This window comes from Pseudomonas sp. GL-RE-26 (assembly GCF_019956275.1).
GTDB classification, from domain to species: Bacteria; Pseudomonadota; Gammaproteobacteria; order Pseudomonadales; family Pseudomonadaceae; genus Aquipseudomonas; species Aquipseudomonas grandcourensis.
Map to the genome: position 1 here is coordinate 197,794 of NZ_JAHBDI010000044.1, position 17,280 is coordinate 215,073.

Genomic DNA, 17,280 nt, shown 5'->3' on the forward strand with positions numbered 1-17,280 from the left:
CGAACGATGGCGTCAGATATTGATAAAGCTTTTGGGAGGCTGATGCAGGCTGATTTTGGCGTCATACAGCAGGTTGATCAACTCGACGATCATGATCGCCGTCAGCCCCCAGATCTTGTATTCGCCAAAGCGATAGCTCGGCACGTACCAGCTGCGGCCCTGATAATCGATACGATGGGTATGTTCGCGGGGGTCTTTGCGGAAGAACTCCAGGGGTACGCTGAACACCGCAGCGATCTCGGCATCGTTGGCCCGGTATTCGACAAAATCCGGGATCACCCCGACATAGGGTGTGACCTTGATGCCATGCAGGCTGATCAGCGGGCTGAGCGGGCCGATCACCTCGACCAGCCCCGGCGGCAGGCCGATCTCTTCTTCGGCTTCACGCAGGGCGGTGAAAATCAGGTCGGGGTCTTCGGGGTCACGGCGTCCGCCGGGAAAGGCGACTTCGCCGCCATGGGTCGACAGGCCGCTGGCACGCAGGGTCAACACCAGCTCGGGTTCGTCACTGCGAGTGATGGGCACCAGCACCGCGGCCTCGGGAAAACGACGGTCGGTCTCCAGTGTGCGTGGAGTGTGGTTACTAACCCGATGCAGTAGCTCATCCAGCATGAGTGTTCTCGATCTGTGCCTTACCCGGCATCATGCACCAATCGCTGCGGTCGCCCAACCCCCGCAACCGCCCCATGTCGCGAAACGACAACTTGCCGACCGGCACTGCCGCACGCCAAGATAGGCGCAGCATTCAGGAACCCCAGCATGAAATTTTGCAGCCAGTGCGGTAACCCGGTGACCCAGCGCATTCCCGAAGGCGATTCGCGCCTGCGTTTTGTTTGCGACAGCTGTCACGCCATTCACTACCAGAACCCCAACATCGTCGCCGGCTGCGTGGCGACCTGGGGCACCCAGGTGTTGCTGTGCCGGCGGGCCATCGAGCCACGTCGCGGCTACTGGACCCTGCCCGCCGGTTTCATGGAGAACGGCGAGACCATCGAACAGGCCGCCATTCGCGAAACCGCCGAGGAAGCCTGCGCCCGGGTGCGCAACCTGAGCATCTATACCCTGATCGACGTGCCGCACATCAGCCAGGTGCATGTGTTCTTCCGTGCCGAACTGGCCGACCTGGACTTTTCTGCCGGCCCCGAGAGCCTGGAAGTGCAACTATTCGACGAAGCGGACATTCCATGGGATGAGCTGGCTTTCCGCACGGTGGGCCGTACCTTAGAATGCTTCTTCGCTGACCGGCGGACCGAGGTCTATCCCGTTCGGTCTGAATCGATCCCGCCACTTGCTCAGCCTGCCATTATCTGATGTCATCTCGGCATCACTCAAAGGCGCCGAAAGACCGCCCGAACGCGGCACGAGCCTGCGGCAGCTCCTGCAAAAACTTCTATACATAAATAGTCGCGACACCTCCTGGGGAATCGTTTCAATGCGCTGGTTGCTTGCCCTGTTCTGTTTGTCGTTCGTCACGGTGTCCCAGGCTTCTGCCGTGGAAACCCTGGACGGCAAGGTCATCGAGAAGATCCTGATTCTCAAGTCTTCCCATCAATTGCAATTGATCAATGACGGCAAGCCGCTCAAGACCTATCGCATTTCCCTGGGCAAGCGCCCCAAGGGGCCCAAGCTGATGGAAGGCGACAAGCGCACCCCGGAAGGTTTCTACTGGGTCGACTGGCGCAAGGTCAGCGACCGCTTCAACCTGGCGATGCACATTTCCTATCCGAACATCAGCGACTCTGCCCGCGCCCGTCGTGAAGGCGTCGAACCCGGTGGCATGATCATGATCCACGGCACCCCGGACAGCGAAGACACCCCCGAAGACCTGTTCCATACCCTGGACTGGACCGACGGCTGCATCGCCATGCGCAACATGGACATGCGCGAAGTCTGGAACCTGGTGCCGGACGGCACGATGATCGAAATCCGCCCGTAATTCCCCCACGACCATTGGTCGCCCGCAAAAAATAAATTCAAAAGATCGCAGCCTTCGGCAGCTCCCACAGGGTGAATACCATTTCGCTCTGCAGGCGCTGCCGCAGGCTGCGATCTTTGTCGCTTCAAAGCCCACCACTAATACCACTTCAAACCAACCCCCATTCCAATCGGCCGACAAGGCAGGCTTTCCTACACAAACAGCAAAACCCTGACGTTGACATGGTATTCAAGTGGTATTAGTTTTCGCCCATTCACGGGCAAAAACATTCCAATATCCGCCCCGGACACCCGCCATGAACGATCTCCAGGCCCTGCGCCCCGACGACACCCAACCCACACCGTTGTACCTGCAACTGGCACGCAACCTGGAAGCGGCGATCCACGCCGGCCAGTGGAAAGCCGAGCAGGCGATGCCATCGGAACGCAATCTGAGCGAGACGCTGGGCATCTCCCGCGTCACCGCCCGCAAGGCGCTGGAAGTGTTGTTCGAACAAGGCCTGATCCGCCGCAACCAGGGTTCCGGCACCTTCATCACGCCGCGCCTCGAACAACCGTTGTCGCGCCTTTCCGGCTTCAGTGAAATGCTCCGCCTCAAGGGTTTCGTGCCCGGCTCGCAATGGCTGGAGCGGGAAATTACCCTGCCGACCCACGAAGAGCTGATCCGCCTCGGCCTGTCGCCCAACGACAAGGTTGCGCGCCTCAAACGCCTGCGCAAGGCCGACGACACGGTGATGGCCATCGAGATGAGCACCCTGCCCGCCTCGATCATTCCCAAACCGCAGGCGGTGGGCGATTCCCTCTACGAGTTCCTCGACGGCATCGGCAAGCCGGTTGTCCGCGCCCTGCAGCACATCCAGGCGATCAACGCCTCGGACGAGTTCGCCGCACTGGTGGGCATCGCCCCCGGCACCGCCATGTTGCTGATGACCCGGGTCGGCTACCTCGAAGACAACACGCCCATCGAAGTCACCGACACCTACTGCCGTAACGACTACTACGACTTTGTCGCAGAGCTCCGTAGATAAAGAGCTGTGTCGCTAAACACCGAGATCCCGATCATGTCCGAAGACAACATCCTCACCGCCCACGGCTGGGTTCGCGGCCGACTGGTGCACGAACACGGCAAAGTCGTGTCGATCGAAGGCCAGCCCTGCGATCCGGCGGACAACGATCTGCCGTACCTGCTGCCGGGTTTCATCGACCTGCACGTTCACGGAGGCGGCGGCAAAGACATCATGGAGGGCACGCCGGCCTTCGAAACCATCACCCGAACCCACGTGCGCTTCGGCACTACGTCGCTGCTGGCCACCACCATGACCGCACCGAACGAAGAGATCTTGCGCGTGCTCAAGGCCGTCGGCGAATTCTGTGAGCAGCGGCCCCAAGGCTGCGCCCGGGTGCTCGGCGTGCACCTCGAAGGCCCCTACATCAACCCCGGCAAACTCGGCGCGCAACCCAACTTCGCCCACACCGCGCTGATGGCCGAAGTCGAAGCGTACCTGGCGCTCGCCCCTATCCGGGTGATCACCATTGCCCCGGAAATCGCCGGTCACGATGCCTTGATTCGCGACCTCAGCAGCCGCGGCGTTCGCATGCAGATCGGCCACACCCTGGGCAGTTACGAGGAAGGCGTGGCCGCGCTGGAGGCCGGTGCCAGCAGTTTCACCCACCTCTACAACGCCATGAGCCCGCTGCATCACCGCGAACCGGGAATCGTCGGCGCCGCGTTGGCCCACGCCAAATTCGCTGAACTGATCCCGGACTTGCTGCACGTGCACCCCGGCGCCATCCGCGTGGCCCTGCGTTCGATTCCGTGCCTGTATTGCGTCACTGACTCGACTGCGGCCGCCGGCATGCCCGATGGCGAGTACAAGCTCGGCAGCCACACCGTGACCAAATGCCTGGGCGGCGTGCGCCTGCCCGACGGCACCCTGGCCGGCAGCACCCTGACCATGGATCAGGCCCTGCGCAACCTGGTGAAGATCGGGCTGCCCATCGCCGAAGCCTCGCAGCGCCTGTCGCAATTCCCCGCCGACTACCTCGGCATCACCGAACGCGGGCGCCTGCAACCGGGGGCCTGGGCCGACTGCGTGCGGCTGGATCGCTCACTGAAACTGACCGCCGTGATGGTCGAAGGAGAAGACATTGACTTCAAAAATGCTTGAAGAGGCGCTGTCCTCGTTCGAGGCCGTGCAGGCCCAGTTGCAAAAACTCGACCCGCAGATGATCGAGATCGCCGGGCGCCTGCGTCGTCAGCCGCCACAAGTGGCCATGACCGTGGCGCGCGGCAGCTCCGACCACGCCGCCAGCTACTTCGCCTACCTGACCATGCAACTGCTGGGCATCCCGGTGGCATCGCTGCCGATGTCGGTGGTGACCATGCAGCAAGCGCCATTGAAGGTCAGCGGCCAGGTGGCATTCGCCTTTTCGCAATCGGGGCAAAGCCCGGACCTGGTCAACAGCCTGCGCCTGTTGCGCAAGCGCGGCGCCCTGAGCATTTCGATGGTCAACGCAGAAGAATCGCCGCTGGAAGCTGCCTGCGAATTCAGCCTGCCGCTGTGTGCCGGCACCGAAAGTAGCGTCGCCGCGACCAAGAGCTTCATCGCCACCCTCAGCGCCAGCGCCCGATTGATTGGCCACTGGAAAGAAGACGCCGAACTGCTCGAGGCCGGTTCTGCCTTGCCCGAAGGTCTGCGCCACGCCGCGCAACAGGACTGGAGCCCGGCCATCGACGCCCTGCGCGATTGCCAGCGACTGATGGTGATCGGCCGTGGCGCCGGTTTCGCTATCGCCCAGGAAGCGGCCCTCAAGTTCAAGGAGACCTCGGCGATCCAGGCCGAAGCCTTCAGCAGCGCCGAAGTCCGTCACGGTCCGATGGCCTTGATCGGCGACAACTACCCGCTGCTGGTGTTTGCCCCACGGGGTGCCGAACAGGCCGGTTTGCTGAGCCTGGCCGCCGATATGCGCCAGCGCGGCGCCCGTGTCCTGCTGGCCGCGCCGGATGACGTGCTTGAACGCGACCTGACCCTGACCCGCGCCGAGCACCCGGCCCTCGACCCGATTCTCGCGATCCAGAGTTTCTACGTGATGGCCGCCGGCCTGGCTGTGGCCCGCGGAATGGACCCGGACCAGCCGCGACACCTGAGCAAAGTGACGCGCACCCATTGAGTCCGACTCGAAACGATTTCCTGATGAGACCGAGCCATGCATAACAACAATAAAGAGCTGACCTTAAGCGCCCCGCTCAGCGGCCCGGTGCTCACGCTCGCCAAAGTCCCGGACCCGGTGTTTGCCAGCGGCGCCATGGGTGACGGCATCGCCATCGATCCGCTCAACGACACACTCCACGCCCCCTGCGCCGGCGTGGTGGTGCATGTCGCCCGCACCGGTCACGCGGTAACCCTGCGTGCCGACAACGGCGCGGAATTGCTCCTGCACCTGGGGCTCGACACGGTCGAGTTGCAGGGCCAGGGCTTCTCGATGCTGGTCAAGGAAGGCGCGCGTGTCGCCAACGGCCAGCCGCTGCTGCGCTACGACCTCGACAAGGTCGCGCAACAGTGCAAAAGCCTGGTCAGCCTGCTGATCCTCACCAACAGCCAGGACTTTCAGGCACGGCCCATCACCCTCAAGTCAGTCAAGGTCGGCGAGCCGCTGCTGCACATCATTCGTCGACAGACGTCGAGCGCACAGGTGGATACCGAGTTTGCTGGCGCAGAGATTGTCGGTCACGTGCGCATTGCTCACCGTGGCGGTCTGCACGCGCGGCCGGCTGCGTTGATCCGTCAGACCGCGCAAGGATTCAAAAGCAAATCGCAGCTGCATTTCGCCGGCAAGTCGGCCACCTGCGACAGCCTGATCGGCCTGATGGGGCTGGCCATCGGCGAGCAGGCGGAGGTCCAGGTCAGTTGCCAGGGCCCGGATGCCGAAGCTGCGCTGCAAGCCTTGCTGACCGCGTTATCCACAGCCCTGGCCGAAGACCACCACGCTGCCGCGCCAGCAACGATTGCCCAACGCAATCGTCCCGCCGAAGCCGGCGTGTTACACGGCGTCTGCGCGGCACCCGGCCTGGTCGGCGGACCTCTGTTTCGCCTGAATGCGATCAGCCTGCCGCTGGATGCCGGCCAACATGATCGGCTGCAACAACAGCAAGTGCTGGACGCGGCACGGAGCCAGGTGCGCAGCGAAATCGAACACACGCTGGCCTTGGCGAAAAAACACAGGGACACCGCGGAGGAGGCGATTTTCGCCGCACACCTGGCGCTGCTCGAAGACCCGGCCTTGCTGGACGCCGCCAGTCAAACCATTGCCCAGGGCACGGCCGCGACCCACGCCTGGAGCCAGGCCATCGACGCGCAATGCGAAGTCCTCCAGCAAACCGGCAGCACGCTGCTGGCCGAACGCGCCAACGACCTGCGCGACCTCAAGCAACGGGTACTGCGCGCATTGCTCGGCGATACCTGGCATTACGACGTGCCGGCCGGCGCCATCGTCGCGGCCCATGAACTGACGCCTTCCGATTTACTGCAACTGAGCCAGCAAGGCGTCGCCGGGCTGTGCATGGCCGAAGGTGGCGCGACCTCCCACGTCGCGATTCTGGCCCGGGGCAAAGGTCTGCCGTGCATGGTCGCACTGGGTTCGACGCTGCTCGATCAGCAACAGGGGCAACCGGTGGTGCTGGACGCCGACGGCGGCCGCCTCGAACTGACACCCAGCACACAGCGCCTGACCGACGTGCGCCAGCTGCAACAGCAACAGCAACAACGCCGGGCCGAACAGCAGGCCCAGGCCCACACACCTGCGCTGACCAGCGATGGCCTGCGCATCGAAGTCGCCGCCAATGTGGCGTCTAGCACGGAAGCGGCAGACGCATTGGCCAATGGCGCCGACGGCGTCGGCTTGCTGCGTACCGAGTTTCTCTTCGTCGACCGCCACACCGCCCCGGACGAACAGGAACAACTCCACGCCTATCAAGCGGTGCTCGATGCCATGGGCGACAAGTCGGTGATCATCCGCACCATCGATGTCGGCGGCGACAAGCAACTGGACTACCTGCCACTGCCCGCTGAGGCCAACCCGGTGCTCGGTCTGCGCGGCATTCGCCTGGCCCAGGTGCGTCCTGAACTGCTCGACCAGCAACTGCGCGCGCTGTTGCACCTGCGTCCGTTGTCACGCTGCCGGATCCTGCTGCCAATGGTCACTGAAGTCGATGAACTGCTGCACATCCGCCAGCGCCTCGATGCCTTGTGCGGCGAACTCGGCCTGGCGCAACGCCCGGAACTGGGCGTCATGATCGAAGTTCCGGCCGCCGCGCTGCTGGCCGAGCAACTGGCCGAACACGCGGACTTCCTGTCCATCGGCACCAACGACCTGTCGCAATACACCCTGGCCATGGACCGCGACCACGCTGGGCTCGCTGCGCGCGTCGATGCGCTGCATCCGGCACTGTTGCGGCTGATCGCCCAGACCTGCGCCGGTGCGGCGCAGCACAACCGTTGGGTGGGCGTGTGCGGCGCTCTGGCGTCCGATCCATTGGCCACGCCGGTGTTGATCGGCCTGGGCGTCAGTGAGTTGTCGGTGAGCCCGGTACAGGTCGGTGAAATCAAGGACCGCGTGCGTCATCTCGACGCCAGCGAATGCCGGCGCATCAGCCACGACCTGCTCAAGTTGAGCAGCGCCAGCGCGGTGCGTCACGCCTGTCACCAGCATTGGCCTCTGAGCTAAAGAACAACAAGAATCCACGGAGAACCGCCATGTACCAACTTTTCATCGAAGGCCTGCAACGCCTCGGCCGCGCACTGATGCTGCCGATCGCGATCCTGCCGATTGCCGGCCTGCTGCTGCGCCTGGGCGATACCGACCTGCTGAACATCGCGATCATCCACGACGCCGGCCAAGTGATTTTCGCCAACCTGGCGATGATCTTCGCCATCGGCATCGCGGTCGGTTTCGCCAAGGACAACAACGGTACGGCGGGGCTTGCCGGGGTGATCGGCTACCTGGTGATGATCTCCACCCTCAAGGTGCTCGACCCGAGCATCAACATGGGCATGCTCGCCGGGATCGTCAGCGGCCTGATGGCCGGCGCGCTGTACAACCGCTTCAAGGACATCAAGCTGCCGGAGTACCTGGCGTTCTTCGGCGGCCGGCGTTTTGTGCCGATTGCCACCGGGTTCGCCGCCGTGGGCCTGGGCGTGGTGTTCGGCTACATCTGGCCGCCGATCCAGCACGGCATCAACAGCTTCGGCACGCTGATGATGGAAAGCGGCAGCTTCGGCGCGTTCGTCTTCGGCGTGTTCAACCGCCTGCTGATCGTCACCGGCCTGCACCACATCCTCAACAACATGGCGTGGTTCGTGTTCGGCAACTTCACCGACCCCACCACCGGCGCGCTGGTGACCGGCGATCTGTCGCGCTACTTCGCCGGCGACCCGAAAGGTGGCCAGTTCATGACCGGCATGTTCCCGATGATGATCTTCGGCCTGCCCGCCGCCTGCCTGGCGATGTACCGCAACGCCCTGCCGGAACGGCGCAAGGTGATGGGCGGGATCTTCCTGTCGATGGCGTTGACCGCGTTCCTGACCGGCGTCACCGAGCCGATCGAATTCGCCTTCATGTTCCTCGCGCCGCTGCTGTATCTGCTGCATGCGTTGTTGACCGGCCTGTCGATGGCGATCACCAATGCCCTGAACATCCACCTGGGTTTCACCTTCTCCGGCGGCTTCATCGACATGATCCTTGGCTGGGGCAAGTCCACCAACGGCTGGATGGTGTTCCCGGTGGGCCTGGCGTATGCCGTGATCTATTACGTAGTGTTTGATTTCTGTATCCGTCGCTTCGACCTGAAAACCCCGGGGCGTGAAGATGCCGCCACCGTCGAGAAGACTGTAGTTGCCGACAACGAGCGCGCCGGGGCTTACATCAAGGCCTTGGGCGGTGCCGAAAACCTGATCACCGTCGGCGCCTGCACTACGCGCTTGCGCCTGGACATGGTGGATCGCAACAAGGCCTCGGATACCGACCTGAAAGCGCTCGGCGCCATGGCCGTGGTGCGTCCGGGCAAGGGCGGGAGTTTGCAGGTGGTGGTGGGGCCAATGGCCGATGCCATTGCCGATGAGATTCGCCTGGCGATGCCGGCGCTGGGTCGGGCCTTAGTGTCGTCACCAGCGGCAGAAATCGACGCACCCAAACCCGCCGCCGTGGTGACACCCGAGGCGCAGCAATGGCTCAGCGCCCTGGGCGGTGGTGACAATGTGCTGCAACTCGATTGCATCGCCATGACCCGAATTCGCCTGCAACTGGCCAATGGCAAAGCGTTGTCGGAGTGTGATTTGAAAGCACTGGGCTGTCAGGGAGTCAGCCAGTTGGAAGGTGGCGTGTGGCATCTGTTGGTTGGCGACAAGGCGCCGAGCTTGAGTGATGCGCTGGAAGCATTGGTCAATCGCAGTGAGGTGAGTGCCAAGGTTTAGATCCTCGGTGCCTGATAGGCCGCCATCGCGAGCAGGCTCACTCCTACATTTGCTCTGCGTACACCGCACCACTGTAGGAGCGAGCCTGCTCGCGATGAGGCCCTCACTGACACCACTGAATCCTGAGCAACAAAAAACCCGCTGAAATCTCTTTCAGCGGGTTTCTCATTTCAGCAGCCAGGAAGATCAGAAATCCTCCAACCGCCACACCTCATAAGCCGGTGTCTCGTAGGGATGGCTCTGTTTCAGAGCCGCCACCACCGAGTGGATCAACTCATCGGCCACCACCAGCTCAACCTTCCATTCCTCGACCTGCTCGACCTGCCCCGCTTCGCCAATGAACGGCTGACTGCCGTCCAGTGGACGAAACTGACCCAGGCCCAACACCTGCCATGCACAGTGGTCGTAAGCACCGATTCGACCGCCACCGGCGGCGAAGACGGCACTCTTCACGTCTTCGACGTGACTGGTTGGAACGAAAAAGCTGAGCTTGTACACGGCGCTTAGTTCACCCGCTTTTAGTTTACCCAGACCCGAGCATTACGGAACATGCGCATCAACGGTGCATCTTCGTTCCAGTCATCCGAACGCCACGAGTTCTGCACGGCACGGAACACACGCTCCGGGTGCGGCATCATGATGGTCACGCGACCGTCGCGGCTGGTCAGGCCGGTGATCCCGCGCGGCGAGCCGTTCGGGTTGGCCGGGTAGCTTTCGGTGACCTTGCCGTGGTTGTCGACGAAACGCATCGCCACGCAACCGGACAGATCGGCTTCCAGTAGTGCTTCTTCGCTGGAGAACTCGGCATGACCTTCGCCGTGAGCAATGGCGATCGGCATGCGCGAACCGGCCATGCCTTGCAGGAAGATCGAGTTCGACTCCTGGATCTGCACCATGGCAACACGCGCTTCGAACTGCTCGGAACGGTTGCGCACGAAGTGCGGCCAGAACTCGCTGCCCGGGATCAGCTCGTGCAGGTTGGACATCATCTGGCAACCGTTGCACACGCCGAGGGTGAAGCTGTCGTTGCGTTCGAAGAAGCCCTGGAACGCATCGCGGGCACGGCTGTTGAACAGCGCCGATTTCGCCCAGCCCTCACCGGCACCCAATACGTCGCCGTAAGAGAAGCCGCCGCAAGCGACCATGCCCTTGAACTCGTTCAGGTCGACACGGCCGGCCAGAATGTCGCTCATGTGCACGTCGATCGCGTTGAACCCGGCGCGGTCGAACGCGGCCGCCATTTCCACCTGACCGTTGACGCCCTGCTCACGCAGTACGGCAACCTGTGGGCGAATGCCTTTCTTGATGTAAGGCGCGGCGATGTCCTGGTTGATGTCGTAGCTCAGCTTGACGCTCAGGCCCGGGTTCTCTTCTTCCAGCAGCACGTCGAACTCTTGCTCGGCGCAGTCGGCGTTGTCACGCAGACGCTGGATCTGGTAGCTGGTCTCGGCCCACTGGCGTTGCAGCAGACGACGCTGGCCTTCGAACACGGTTTCGCCGTTGAAGGTGATGCTGATCTCGCCGTTGTTCATCGGCTGACCGACCACCGATACGCAATCACCCAGACCGGCAGCGCTGAACTGCGCGAGGATGTCCGGGGTGGCGTCCTGGCGAACCTGGATCACGGCGCCCAGTTCTTCGTTGAACAGAATCGCGGCGATGTCGGCCGAAGTTTCTGCCAGACCGTCGAGGTTCAGGCTCAGGCCGCAGTGACCGGCGAACGCCATCTCGACAACGCTGGTCAGCAGACCACCGTCGGAACGGTCGTGGTAAGCCAGCAGGTGACCGTCGGCGTTGAGGCCCTGGATCACCGCGAAGAAGGCTTTGAGGTCTTCGGCGTCATCGACGTCCGGAGCCTGCTTGCCGAGCTTGCCGTGAACCTGTGCCAGGATCGAGGCACCCATGCGGTTCTGGCCGCGGCCCAGGTCGATCAGGATCAGGTCGGTGGTACCCTTGTCCATGCGCAGTTGCGGGGTCAGGGTCTGACGGATGTCAGTCACTGGCGCGAAACCGGTCACGATCAGGGACATCGGCGAAGTCACGGACTTGTCCACGCCTTCGTCGTTCCAGCGGGTGGCCATGGACATCGAGTCCTTGCCCACCGGAATGGTGATGCCCAGCTCAGGGCACAGTTCCATGCCGACCGCTTTCACGGTGTCGTACAGGCGTGCGTCTTCACCCGGGTGACCGGCAGCGGACATCCAGTTCGCCGACAGCTTGATGTCGGAGATCTTGCCGATGCGCGAAGCGGCGATGTTAGTCAGGGTTTCGCCGATGGCCATGCGGCCCGACGCCGGAGCGTCCAGCAGTGCCAGCGGAGTACGCTCGCCCATGGCCATGGCTTCACCGGTGTAGACGTCGAAGCTGGTGGCGGTGACGGCAACGTCGGCCACCGGAACCTGCCACGGGCCGACCATCTGGTCACGAGCCACGAGGCCGGTGATGGTGCGGTCGCCGATGGTGATCAGGAAGCTCTTGCTGGCCACGGCCGGGTGATGCAGAACGCGCTCGACGCAGTTGGCGATGTCGAGGGTCGACGGATCGAAATCATCGCCCAGTTCGTTTTCACGAACCACCGAACGGTGCATGCGCGGAGCCTTGCCCAGCAGTACTTCCAGCGGCATGTCCACCGGGCTGTTGCCGAAGTGGCTATCGGTCACGGTCAGCTGTGGTTCGGCAGTGGCTTCGCCGACTACGGCAAACGGGCAACGCTCACGTTCGCAAATCGCCTTGAAGCGCTCGAAGTCAGCCGGGCCGACCGCCAGAACGTAACGTTCCTGGGATTCGTTGGACCAGATTTCGTGCGGGGCCATGCCCGGCTCGTCGTTTGGAATGTTGCGCAGTTCGAAACGGCCACCACGGTCGCCATCGTTGACCAGTTCCGGGAAGGCGTTGGACAGACCGCCCGCACCCACGTCGTGGATGAAGCTGATCGGGTTCTTGTCACCCAGTTGCCAGCAACGGTCGATGACTTCCTGGCAGCGACGTTCCATCTCAGGGTTTTCGCGCTGTACAGAAGCGAAGTCCAGGTCTGCCGAGCTGGTGCCGGTGGCCATGGAGGAGGCCGCGCCGCCGCCCAGGCCGATCAGCATCGCCGGGCCGCCGAGCACGATCAGCTTGGAGCCGACCAGGATCTCGCCTTTCTTGACGTGTTCTTCACGGATGTTGCCCATGCCGCCAGCCAGCATGATCGGCTTGTGGTAACCGCGAACTTCGTCACCGTGCGGGGTGGTGATCGACTGTTCGAAGGTACGGAAGTAACCGGTCAGGGCCGGACGACCGAATTCGTTGTTGAACGCAGCGCCGCCCAGCGGGCCTTCGATCATGATGTCCAGCGCAGTAACGATGCGCTCAGGCTTGCCGTACGGCACTTCCCACGGCTGTTCGAAGCCCGGGATCTGCAGGTTCGACACGGTGAAACCGGTCAGGCCAGCCTTCGGCTTGGCACCGCGACCGGTCGCGCCTTCGTCGCGGATTTCGCCGCCGGAACCGGTGGATGCGCCCGGGAACGGGGCAATCGCGGTCGGGTGGTTGTGGGTCTCGACCTTCATCAGGATGTGCACCGGTTCCTGCACCGCGCCGTACTGGCGGGTCTCAGGGTCCGGGAAGAAACGACCGGCCACGGAGCCGACGATCACCGAAGCGTTGTCCTTATAAGCCGACAGAACGCCTTCGCTGTGCATCACGTAGGTGTTCTTGATCATGCCGAACAGGCTTTTTTCCTGGCTCTGGCCGTCGATGTCCCAACTGGCGTTGAAGATCTTGTGGCGGCAGTGCTCGGAGTTCGCCTGGGCGAACATCATCAGTTCGATGTCGTGCGGGTTGCGCTTCAAGCCGACGAAGGCGTTGACCAGGTAGTCGATCTCGTCTTCGGCCAGGGCCAGGCCCAGCTCGGTGTTGGCTTTTTCCAGCGCGGCGCGGCCGCCACCCAACACGTCGATCGCGGTCAGGGGTTTTGGCTCGGCGTGGCTGAACAGGCCGGCGGCCTGTTCGAGGTTGCCCAGGACGATCTGGGTCATGCGGTCGTGCAGGCCGTCGGCGATCAGCTGGGCTTCAGCGTCGCTGAACTGGCCGGCCACGTAGAACGCGATACCGCGCTCCAGGCGCTGGATTTTCGCCAGGCCACAGTTACGGGCTATGTCGCTGGCCTTGCTCGACCACGGAGAGATGGTGCCGAAACGCGGCAGCACCAGAAACAGACGACCGGTCGGTTCTTGTACCGGAACGCTTGGACCGTACTTCAGAAGGCGCGCAAGCACCTGCTGTTCGTCGCCGGTCAGGACGCCCGTAACTTCGGCGAAGTGAGCGAATTCAGCATACAGGCCACTGACAGCCGGAACCTTCTGGCTCAGTTGCTCAAGGAGTTTGCTGTGGCGAAAGGCAGAAAGGGCAGGAGCGCCGCGCAGGATCAACATCTTCGGGACAGCCTCGGGAAGGGGTGTGCTTTGAGGCCGTGCATTCTAGCCTAAACAGCCCGCGACATCACCCGAAACGCTACGCACGGTTGCACTCGGGTGTCGTTCTGTGTTTCTGCCTCGAAAGTCAGGTTAATTGGGCGTGTGACGACAGCTTATTTTTACTGTAACAAAATGCAGAAAAGGCCCATTCCTGCGGGGTTTCTGCCGGTTTTGTGATCTCTAGCAGACAACCCCCTCACTGTCGAGATATGGCGCCCGTGGTCCTTTGCGTATACTGCGCAGATGTTTTTCCCAACGGCTTTGCGTCCGCGGTATGCCAAATGGCTGATCGCAACCGGACTCTTCCTGATGCTCGGTGGCTGTGTTGATAAACCCAACACGCTCGAGCGCGTAAAGGAGGATGGTGTGCTGCGGGTGGTTACCCGAAACAGCCCTGCCACCTACTTTCAGGATCGCAACGGTGAAACCGGCTTCGAATACGAGCTGGTGAAGCGCTTCGCCGACGATCTGGGGGTGGAGCTGAAGATCGAGACCGCCGACAACCTCGATGACCTGTTCAACCAGGTCGGCAAGCCCAATGGCCCGGTGCTGGCGGCGGCCGGTCTGGTCAGCAGCGAAGAACGCAAGAAGCAGGTGCGCTTCTCGCACTCCTATCTGGAAGTCACCCCGCAGATCATCTACCGCAACGGTCAGTCACGACCGACCGATGCGAAAGACCTGGTGGGCAAGAAGATCATGGTGCTCAAGGGCAGCACCCACGCCGAACAGCTCGCGCAACTGAAACAGAAATTTCCCGGCATCGAATACGAAGAGTCTGACGCGGTCGAGGTCGTCGATCTCCTGCGCATGGTGGACGAAGGTCAGATCGACCTGACACTGGTCGACTCCAACGAAGTGGCAATGAACCAGGTGTACTTCACCAACATCCGGGTCGCCTTCGACCTCGGTGACGCCAGCAACCAGAGCTGGGCCGTCGCACCGGGCGACGACAACAGCCTGCTCAACGAAATCAACGACTACCTCGACAAGGTCAAGAAGAACGGCACCCTGCAACGCCTCAAGGACCGCTACTACGGGCATGTCGACGTCCTCGGCTACATGGGCGCCACCACGTTTGCCCAACACTTGCAGCAACGCCTGCCCAAGTACGAACAGCACTTCAAGTCGTACGCCAAGAAAGAGAAAGTCGACTGGCGCCTGCTCGCGGCCATCGGGTACCAGGAGTCGTTGTGGCAACCGGCGGTCACATCCAAGACCGGCGTGCGCGGCCTGATGATGCTGACCCAGAACACCGCACAGGCCATGGGCGTGTCCAACCGACTGGACCCCAAGCAGAGCATCATGGGCGGCGCCAAGTACCTGGCCTACATGAAAGACCAGCTCGACGATTCGATTCAGGAACCGGACCGGACCTGGTTTGCCCTGGCAGCCTACAACGTCGGCAGCGGCCACCTGGATGACGCGCGTAAACTGGCGGCCAAGGAAGGCTTGAACCCGGACAAATGGCTGGACGTGAAGAAGATCCTGCCGCGCCTGTCGGAAAAGAAGTGGTACAGCAAAACCCGTTACGGCTACGCCCGTGGCGGCGAACCGGTGCATTTCGTGGCGAACATCCGTCGCTACTACGACATTCTGACCTGGGTCACGCAGCCGCAGCTTGAAGGCGATCAGGTCGCCGAGGGCAAACTGCTTGTTCCGGGGATCGACAAGACCAAGCCTGCTCAAGAGCCTTCACCGCTCTAACAGAACAACCGAGATCAAATGTGGGAGCGGCGGTGCGACGATTCGACTTGCTCGCGAAAGCAGTGTGCCAGCCAACAGAGATGTTGAATGATAAACCGCTTTCGCGAGCAAGCCCGCTCCCACAGGGTTTGGTGTCGTTCTTCAGGCTTTGGCAGCCGCCAGAATCAACGCCTTCATCTCCGAAACAGCCGACTTGAAGCCAACGAACAGCGCATGGGCCACCAGCGCATGGCCGATGTTCAGCTCGTTGATGCCCTTGATCGCCGCCACGGCTTCAACGTTGTGATAGTGCAGGCCATGGCCGGCATTGACGATCAGCCCCTGGGCCAGGCCGAAGGCCACGCCATCGGCCACACGCTTGAGTTCTTCGGCGACTTCGGTCGGTGTCTCGGCATCGGCATAACGCCCGGTGTGCAGCTCGATGGCCGGCGCGCCGACACGGCGGGAGGCTTCGATCTGGCGCTCATCGGCGTCAATGAACAGCGACACTTCGGAGCCGATCTTCGACAGGCGCTCGACCGCGGCCTTGATCCGCGCTTCCTGCCCCGCCACGTCCAGGCCGCCTTCAGTGGTCAGTTCCTGACGGGTTTCCGGCACCAGGCAAATGTGCGCCGGGCGGATGCGCTCGGCGAACTGCATCATTTCTTCGGTGACGCCCATTTCGAAGTTCATGCGGGTTTGCAGCACGTCCTTGAGCACCAGAACGTCGCGCTCCTGAATGTGCCGACGGTCTTCGCGCAGGTGCACGGTGATGCCGTCGGCGCCCGCCTCTTCCGCGTCCAGCGCTGCCTTGACCGGGTCCGGGTAACGGGTGCCCCGGGCCTGACGCAGAGTGGCAACGTGGTCGATGTTCACGCCAAGAAGAATACGGGTGCTGGTGGTCACGGAAAGCGCTCCAGTAGAAGAGAAAGTTCGGTGCACAGCATACGGTGTGATCAGGGCTTGCGAAACAGCTCGCGACTGACAAGTGGACGGCCGCCCAGGTGAACGGCCAACGCCTGGCGCATCAAGCGCTTGGCGGCAGACAGGGCGCCGGGGGCGGACCAGTCGGCTTCGGCCATGGCCAACAGTTCGGTGCCGTTGAACAGGCCCGGTTGCAGCAGATAGACCCGCTCCAGCCCCGCATCCACTTGCAAACGGTAGAGACCGTCCGGCGCGATGGGCTGATCATGAATATCAGTCGTCAGGGAAAACCCGTAGCCGAGGTCATCGAGCAAGCGCCACTCGAAGGAGCGCAGCAAGGGCTCCAGTGGGCGACCTTCGGCCAGCGCCAGCAAGGTGGCGGCGTAATGATCGAACACCGAGGGGAGCGGATCTTCGGCGGGCAACAGACGAATCAGCAGCTCATTGAGATAAAGCCCACTGAACAGCGCCTCGCCAATGAGCCAGGTGGAAACCCCGGCACTTTCCATGCGCCCGACATTCTTCAGCTCGCCCTTGCCCCGGAACTCGACTTCCAGTGGCACGAACGGCCGCGCCAACGTCCCGGCCTTGCCCCGCGCACTGCGCAACACCGCCCGCAGTCGACCTTGCGGCGTGAGGAAGTCCACCAGCGCGCTGTTTTCACGGTAGGCGCGGGAGTGCAGGACGTAGGCGGGTTGGGGGATGGGTTGGGACATGGAAATCGCAGATCTCGATGAAGAAGCAGATATTACTGGCAACCCCAAAACCACTGTAGGAGCGAGCCTGCTCGCGATGAGGGACTAACATTCAAC

The 17,280-nt window shown here is 62.5% G+C and carries 14 protein-coding genes; 8 read left to right on the forward strand and 6 right to left on the reverse strand.

Annotation, left to right across the window (positions count from 1 at the left end; translation table 11 throughout):
• Positions 1-12: 12 nt before the first annotated feature.
• The gene (locus tag KGB07_RS22995; protein ID WP_046040980.1) at positions 13-612 is read right to left on the reverse strand and encodes a CoA pyrophosphatase; all 600 of its coding nucleotides are present in this window, start codon (positions 610-612) and stop codon (positions 13-15) included.
• Positions 602-745, reverse strand: a complete 144-nt coding sequence (locus tag KGB07_RS23000; RefSeq protein ID WP_185754788.1) for a hypothetical protein — start codon at positions 743-745, stop codon at positions 602-604. Before KGB07_RS23000 ends, KGB07_RS22995 begins: the two co-directional genes overlap by 11 nt.
• 14 nt (positions 746-759) lie before the next feature.
• On the opposite strand from KGB07_RS23000, the gene KGB07_RS23005 reads away from it, so the two are divergent.
• The 7 genes from KGB07_RS23005 to nagE all read left to right on the forward strand — a co-directional run bounded on the left by KGB07_RS23005 (position 760) and on the right by nagE (position 9,404).
• Positions 760-1,311, forward strand: coding sequence for an NUDIX hydrolase (locus KGB07_RS23005; protein ID WP_046040979.1), 552 nt, complete (start codon positions 760-762; stop codon positions 1,309-1,311).
• 121 nt (positions 1,312-1,432) lie between these two features.
• On the forward strand, positions 1,433-1,936 hold the full coding sequence (locus KGB07_RS23010; RefSeq protein ID WP_046040978.1) for a murein L,D-transpeptidase family protein: 504 nt from the start codon (positions 1,433-1,435) through the stop codon (positions 1,934-1,936).
• A gap of 295 nt (positions 1,937-2,231) precedes the next feature.
• The gene (locus KGB07_RS23015) at positions 2,232-2,963 is read left to right on the forward strand and encodes a GntR family transcriptional regulator (RefSeq protein ID WP_046040977.1); all 732 of its coding nucleotides are present in this window, start codon (positions 2,232-2,234) and stop codon (positions 2,961-2,963) included.
• A gap of 33 nt (positions 2,964-2,996) precedes the next feature.
• Positions 2,997-4,103, forward strand: a complete 1,107-nt coding sequence (gene nagA / locus KGB07_RS23020) for an N-acetylglucosamine-6-phosphate deacetylase (protein WP_046040976.1) — start codon at positions 2,997-2,999, stop codon at positions 4,101-4,103.
• Positions 4,084-5,106, forward strand: coding sequence for an SIS domain-containing protein (locus KGB07_RS23025; protein ID WP_185754787.1), 1,023 nt, complete (start codon positions 4,084-4,086; stop codon positions 5,104-5,106). The genes nagA and KGB07_RS23025 overlap by 20 nt, the downstream gene beginning before the upstream one ends.
• Before the next feature lie 36 nt (positions 5,107-5,142).
• Entirely contained in the window at positions 5,143-7,659 is a 2,517-nt protein-coding gene (ptsP, locus tag KGB07_RS23030; RefSeq protein ID WP_223466622.1) for a phosphoenolpyruvate--protein phosphotransferase, read from the forward strand.
• 29 nt (positions 7,660-7,688) lie between these two features.
• Positions 7,689-9,404, forward strand: coding sequence for an N-acetylglucosamine-specific PTS transporter subunit IIBC (gene nagE / locus KGB07_RS23035; protein WP_046040971.1), 1,716 nt, complete (start codon positions 7,689-7,691; stop codon positions 9,402-9,404).
• Positions 9,405-9,590: 186 nt separating this feature from the next.
• On the opposite strand, the gene KGB07_RS23040 is transcribed toward nagE, so the two are convergent.
• Together KGB07_RS23040 and purL are read right to left on the reverse strand one after the other, a co-directional pair.
• Complete coding sequence (locus KGB07_RS23040; protein WP_046040968.1) at positions 9,591-9,902, reverse strand: YqfO family protein; 312 nt, start codon at positions 9,900-9,902, stop codon at positions 9,591-9,593.
• A 20-nt stretch (positions 9,903-9,922) separates the two neighbouring features.
• Positions 9,923-13,819, reverse strand: coding sequence for a phosphoribosylformylglycinamidine synthase (gene purL / locus KGB07_RS23045; protein ID WP_223466625.1), 3,897 nt, complete (start codon positions 13,817-13,819; stop codon positions 9,923-9,925).
• 285 nt (positions 13,820-14,104) lie between these two features.
• Between purL and mltF the strand changes: the two genes are divergently transcribed.
• Positions 14,105-15,565: a membrane-bound lytic murein transglycosylase MltF gene (mltF, locus tag KGB07_RS23050; RefSeq protein WP_046040963.1), complete on the forward strand. Its 1,461-nt coding sequence runs from the start codon at positions 14,105-14,107 to the stop codon at positions 15,563-15,565.
• Positions 15,566-15,706: 141 nt separating this feature from the next.
• Here the strand turns inward: mltF and pdxJ are convergent, their stop codons facing one another.
• Positions 15,707-16,450, reverse strand: a complete 744-nt coding sequence (gene pdxJ, locus KGB07_RS23055) for a pyridoxine 5'-phosphate synthase (RefSeq protein WP_223466627.1) — start codon at positions 16,448-16,450, stop codon at positions 15,707-15,709.
• A gap of 50 nt (positions 16,451-16,500) precedes the next feature.
• Positions 16,501-17,184: a DNA repair protein RecO gene (gene recO, locus KGB07_RS23060; RefSeq protein ID WP_046040959.1), complete on the reverse strand. Its 684-nt coding sequence runs from the start codon at positions 17,182-17,184 to the stop codon at positions 16,501-16,503.
• Positions 17,185-17,280 lie beyond the last annotated feature (96 nt).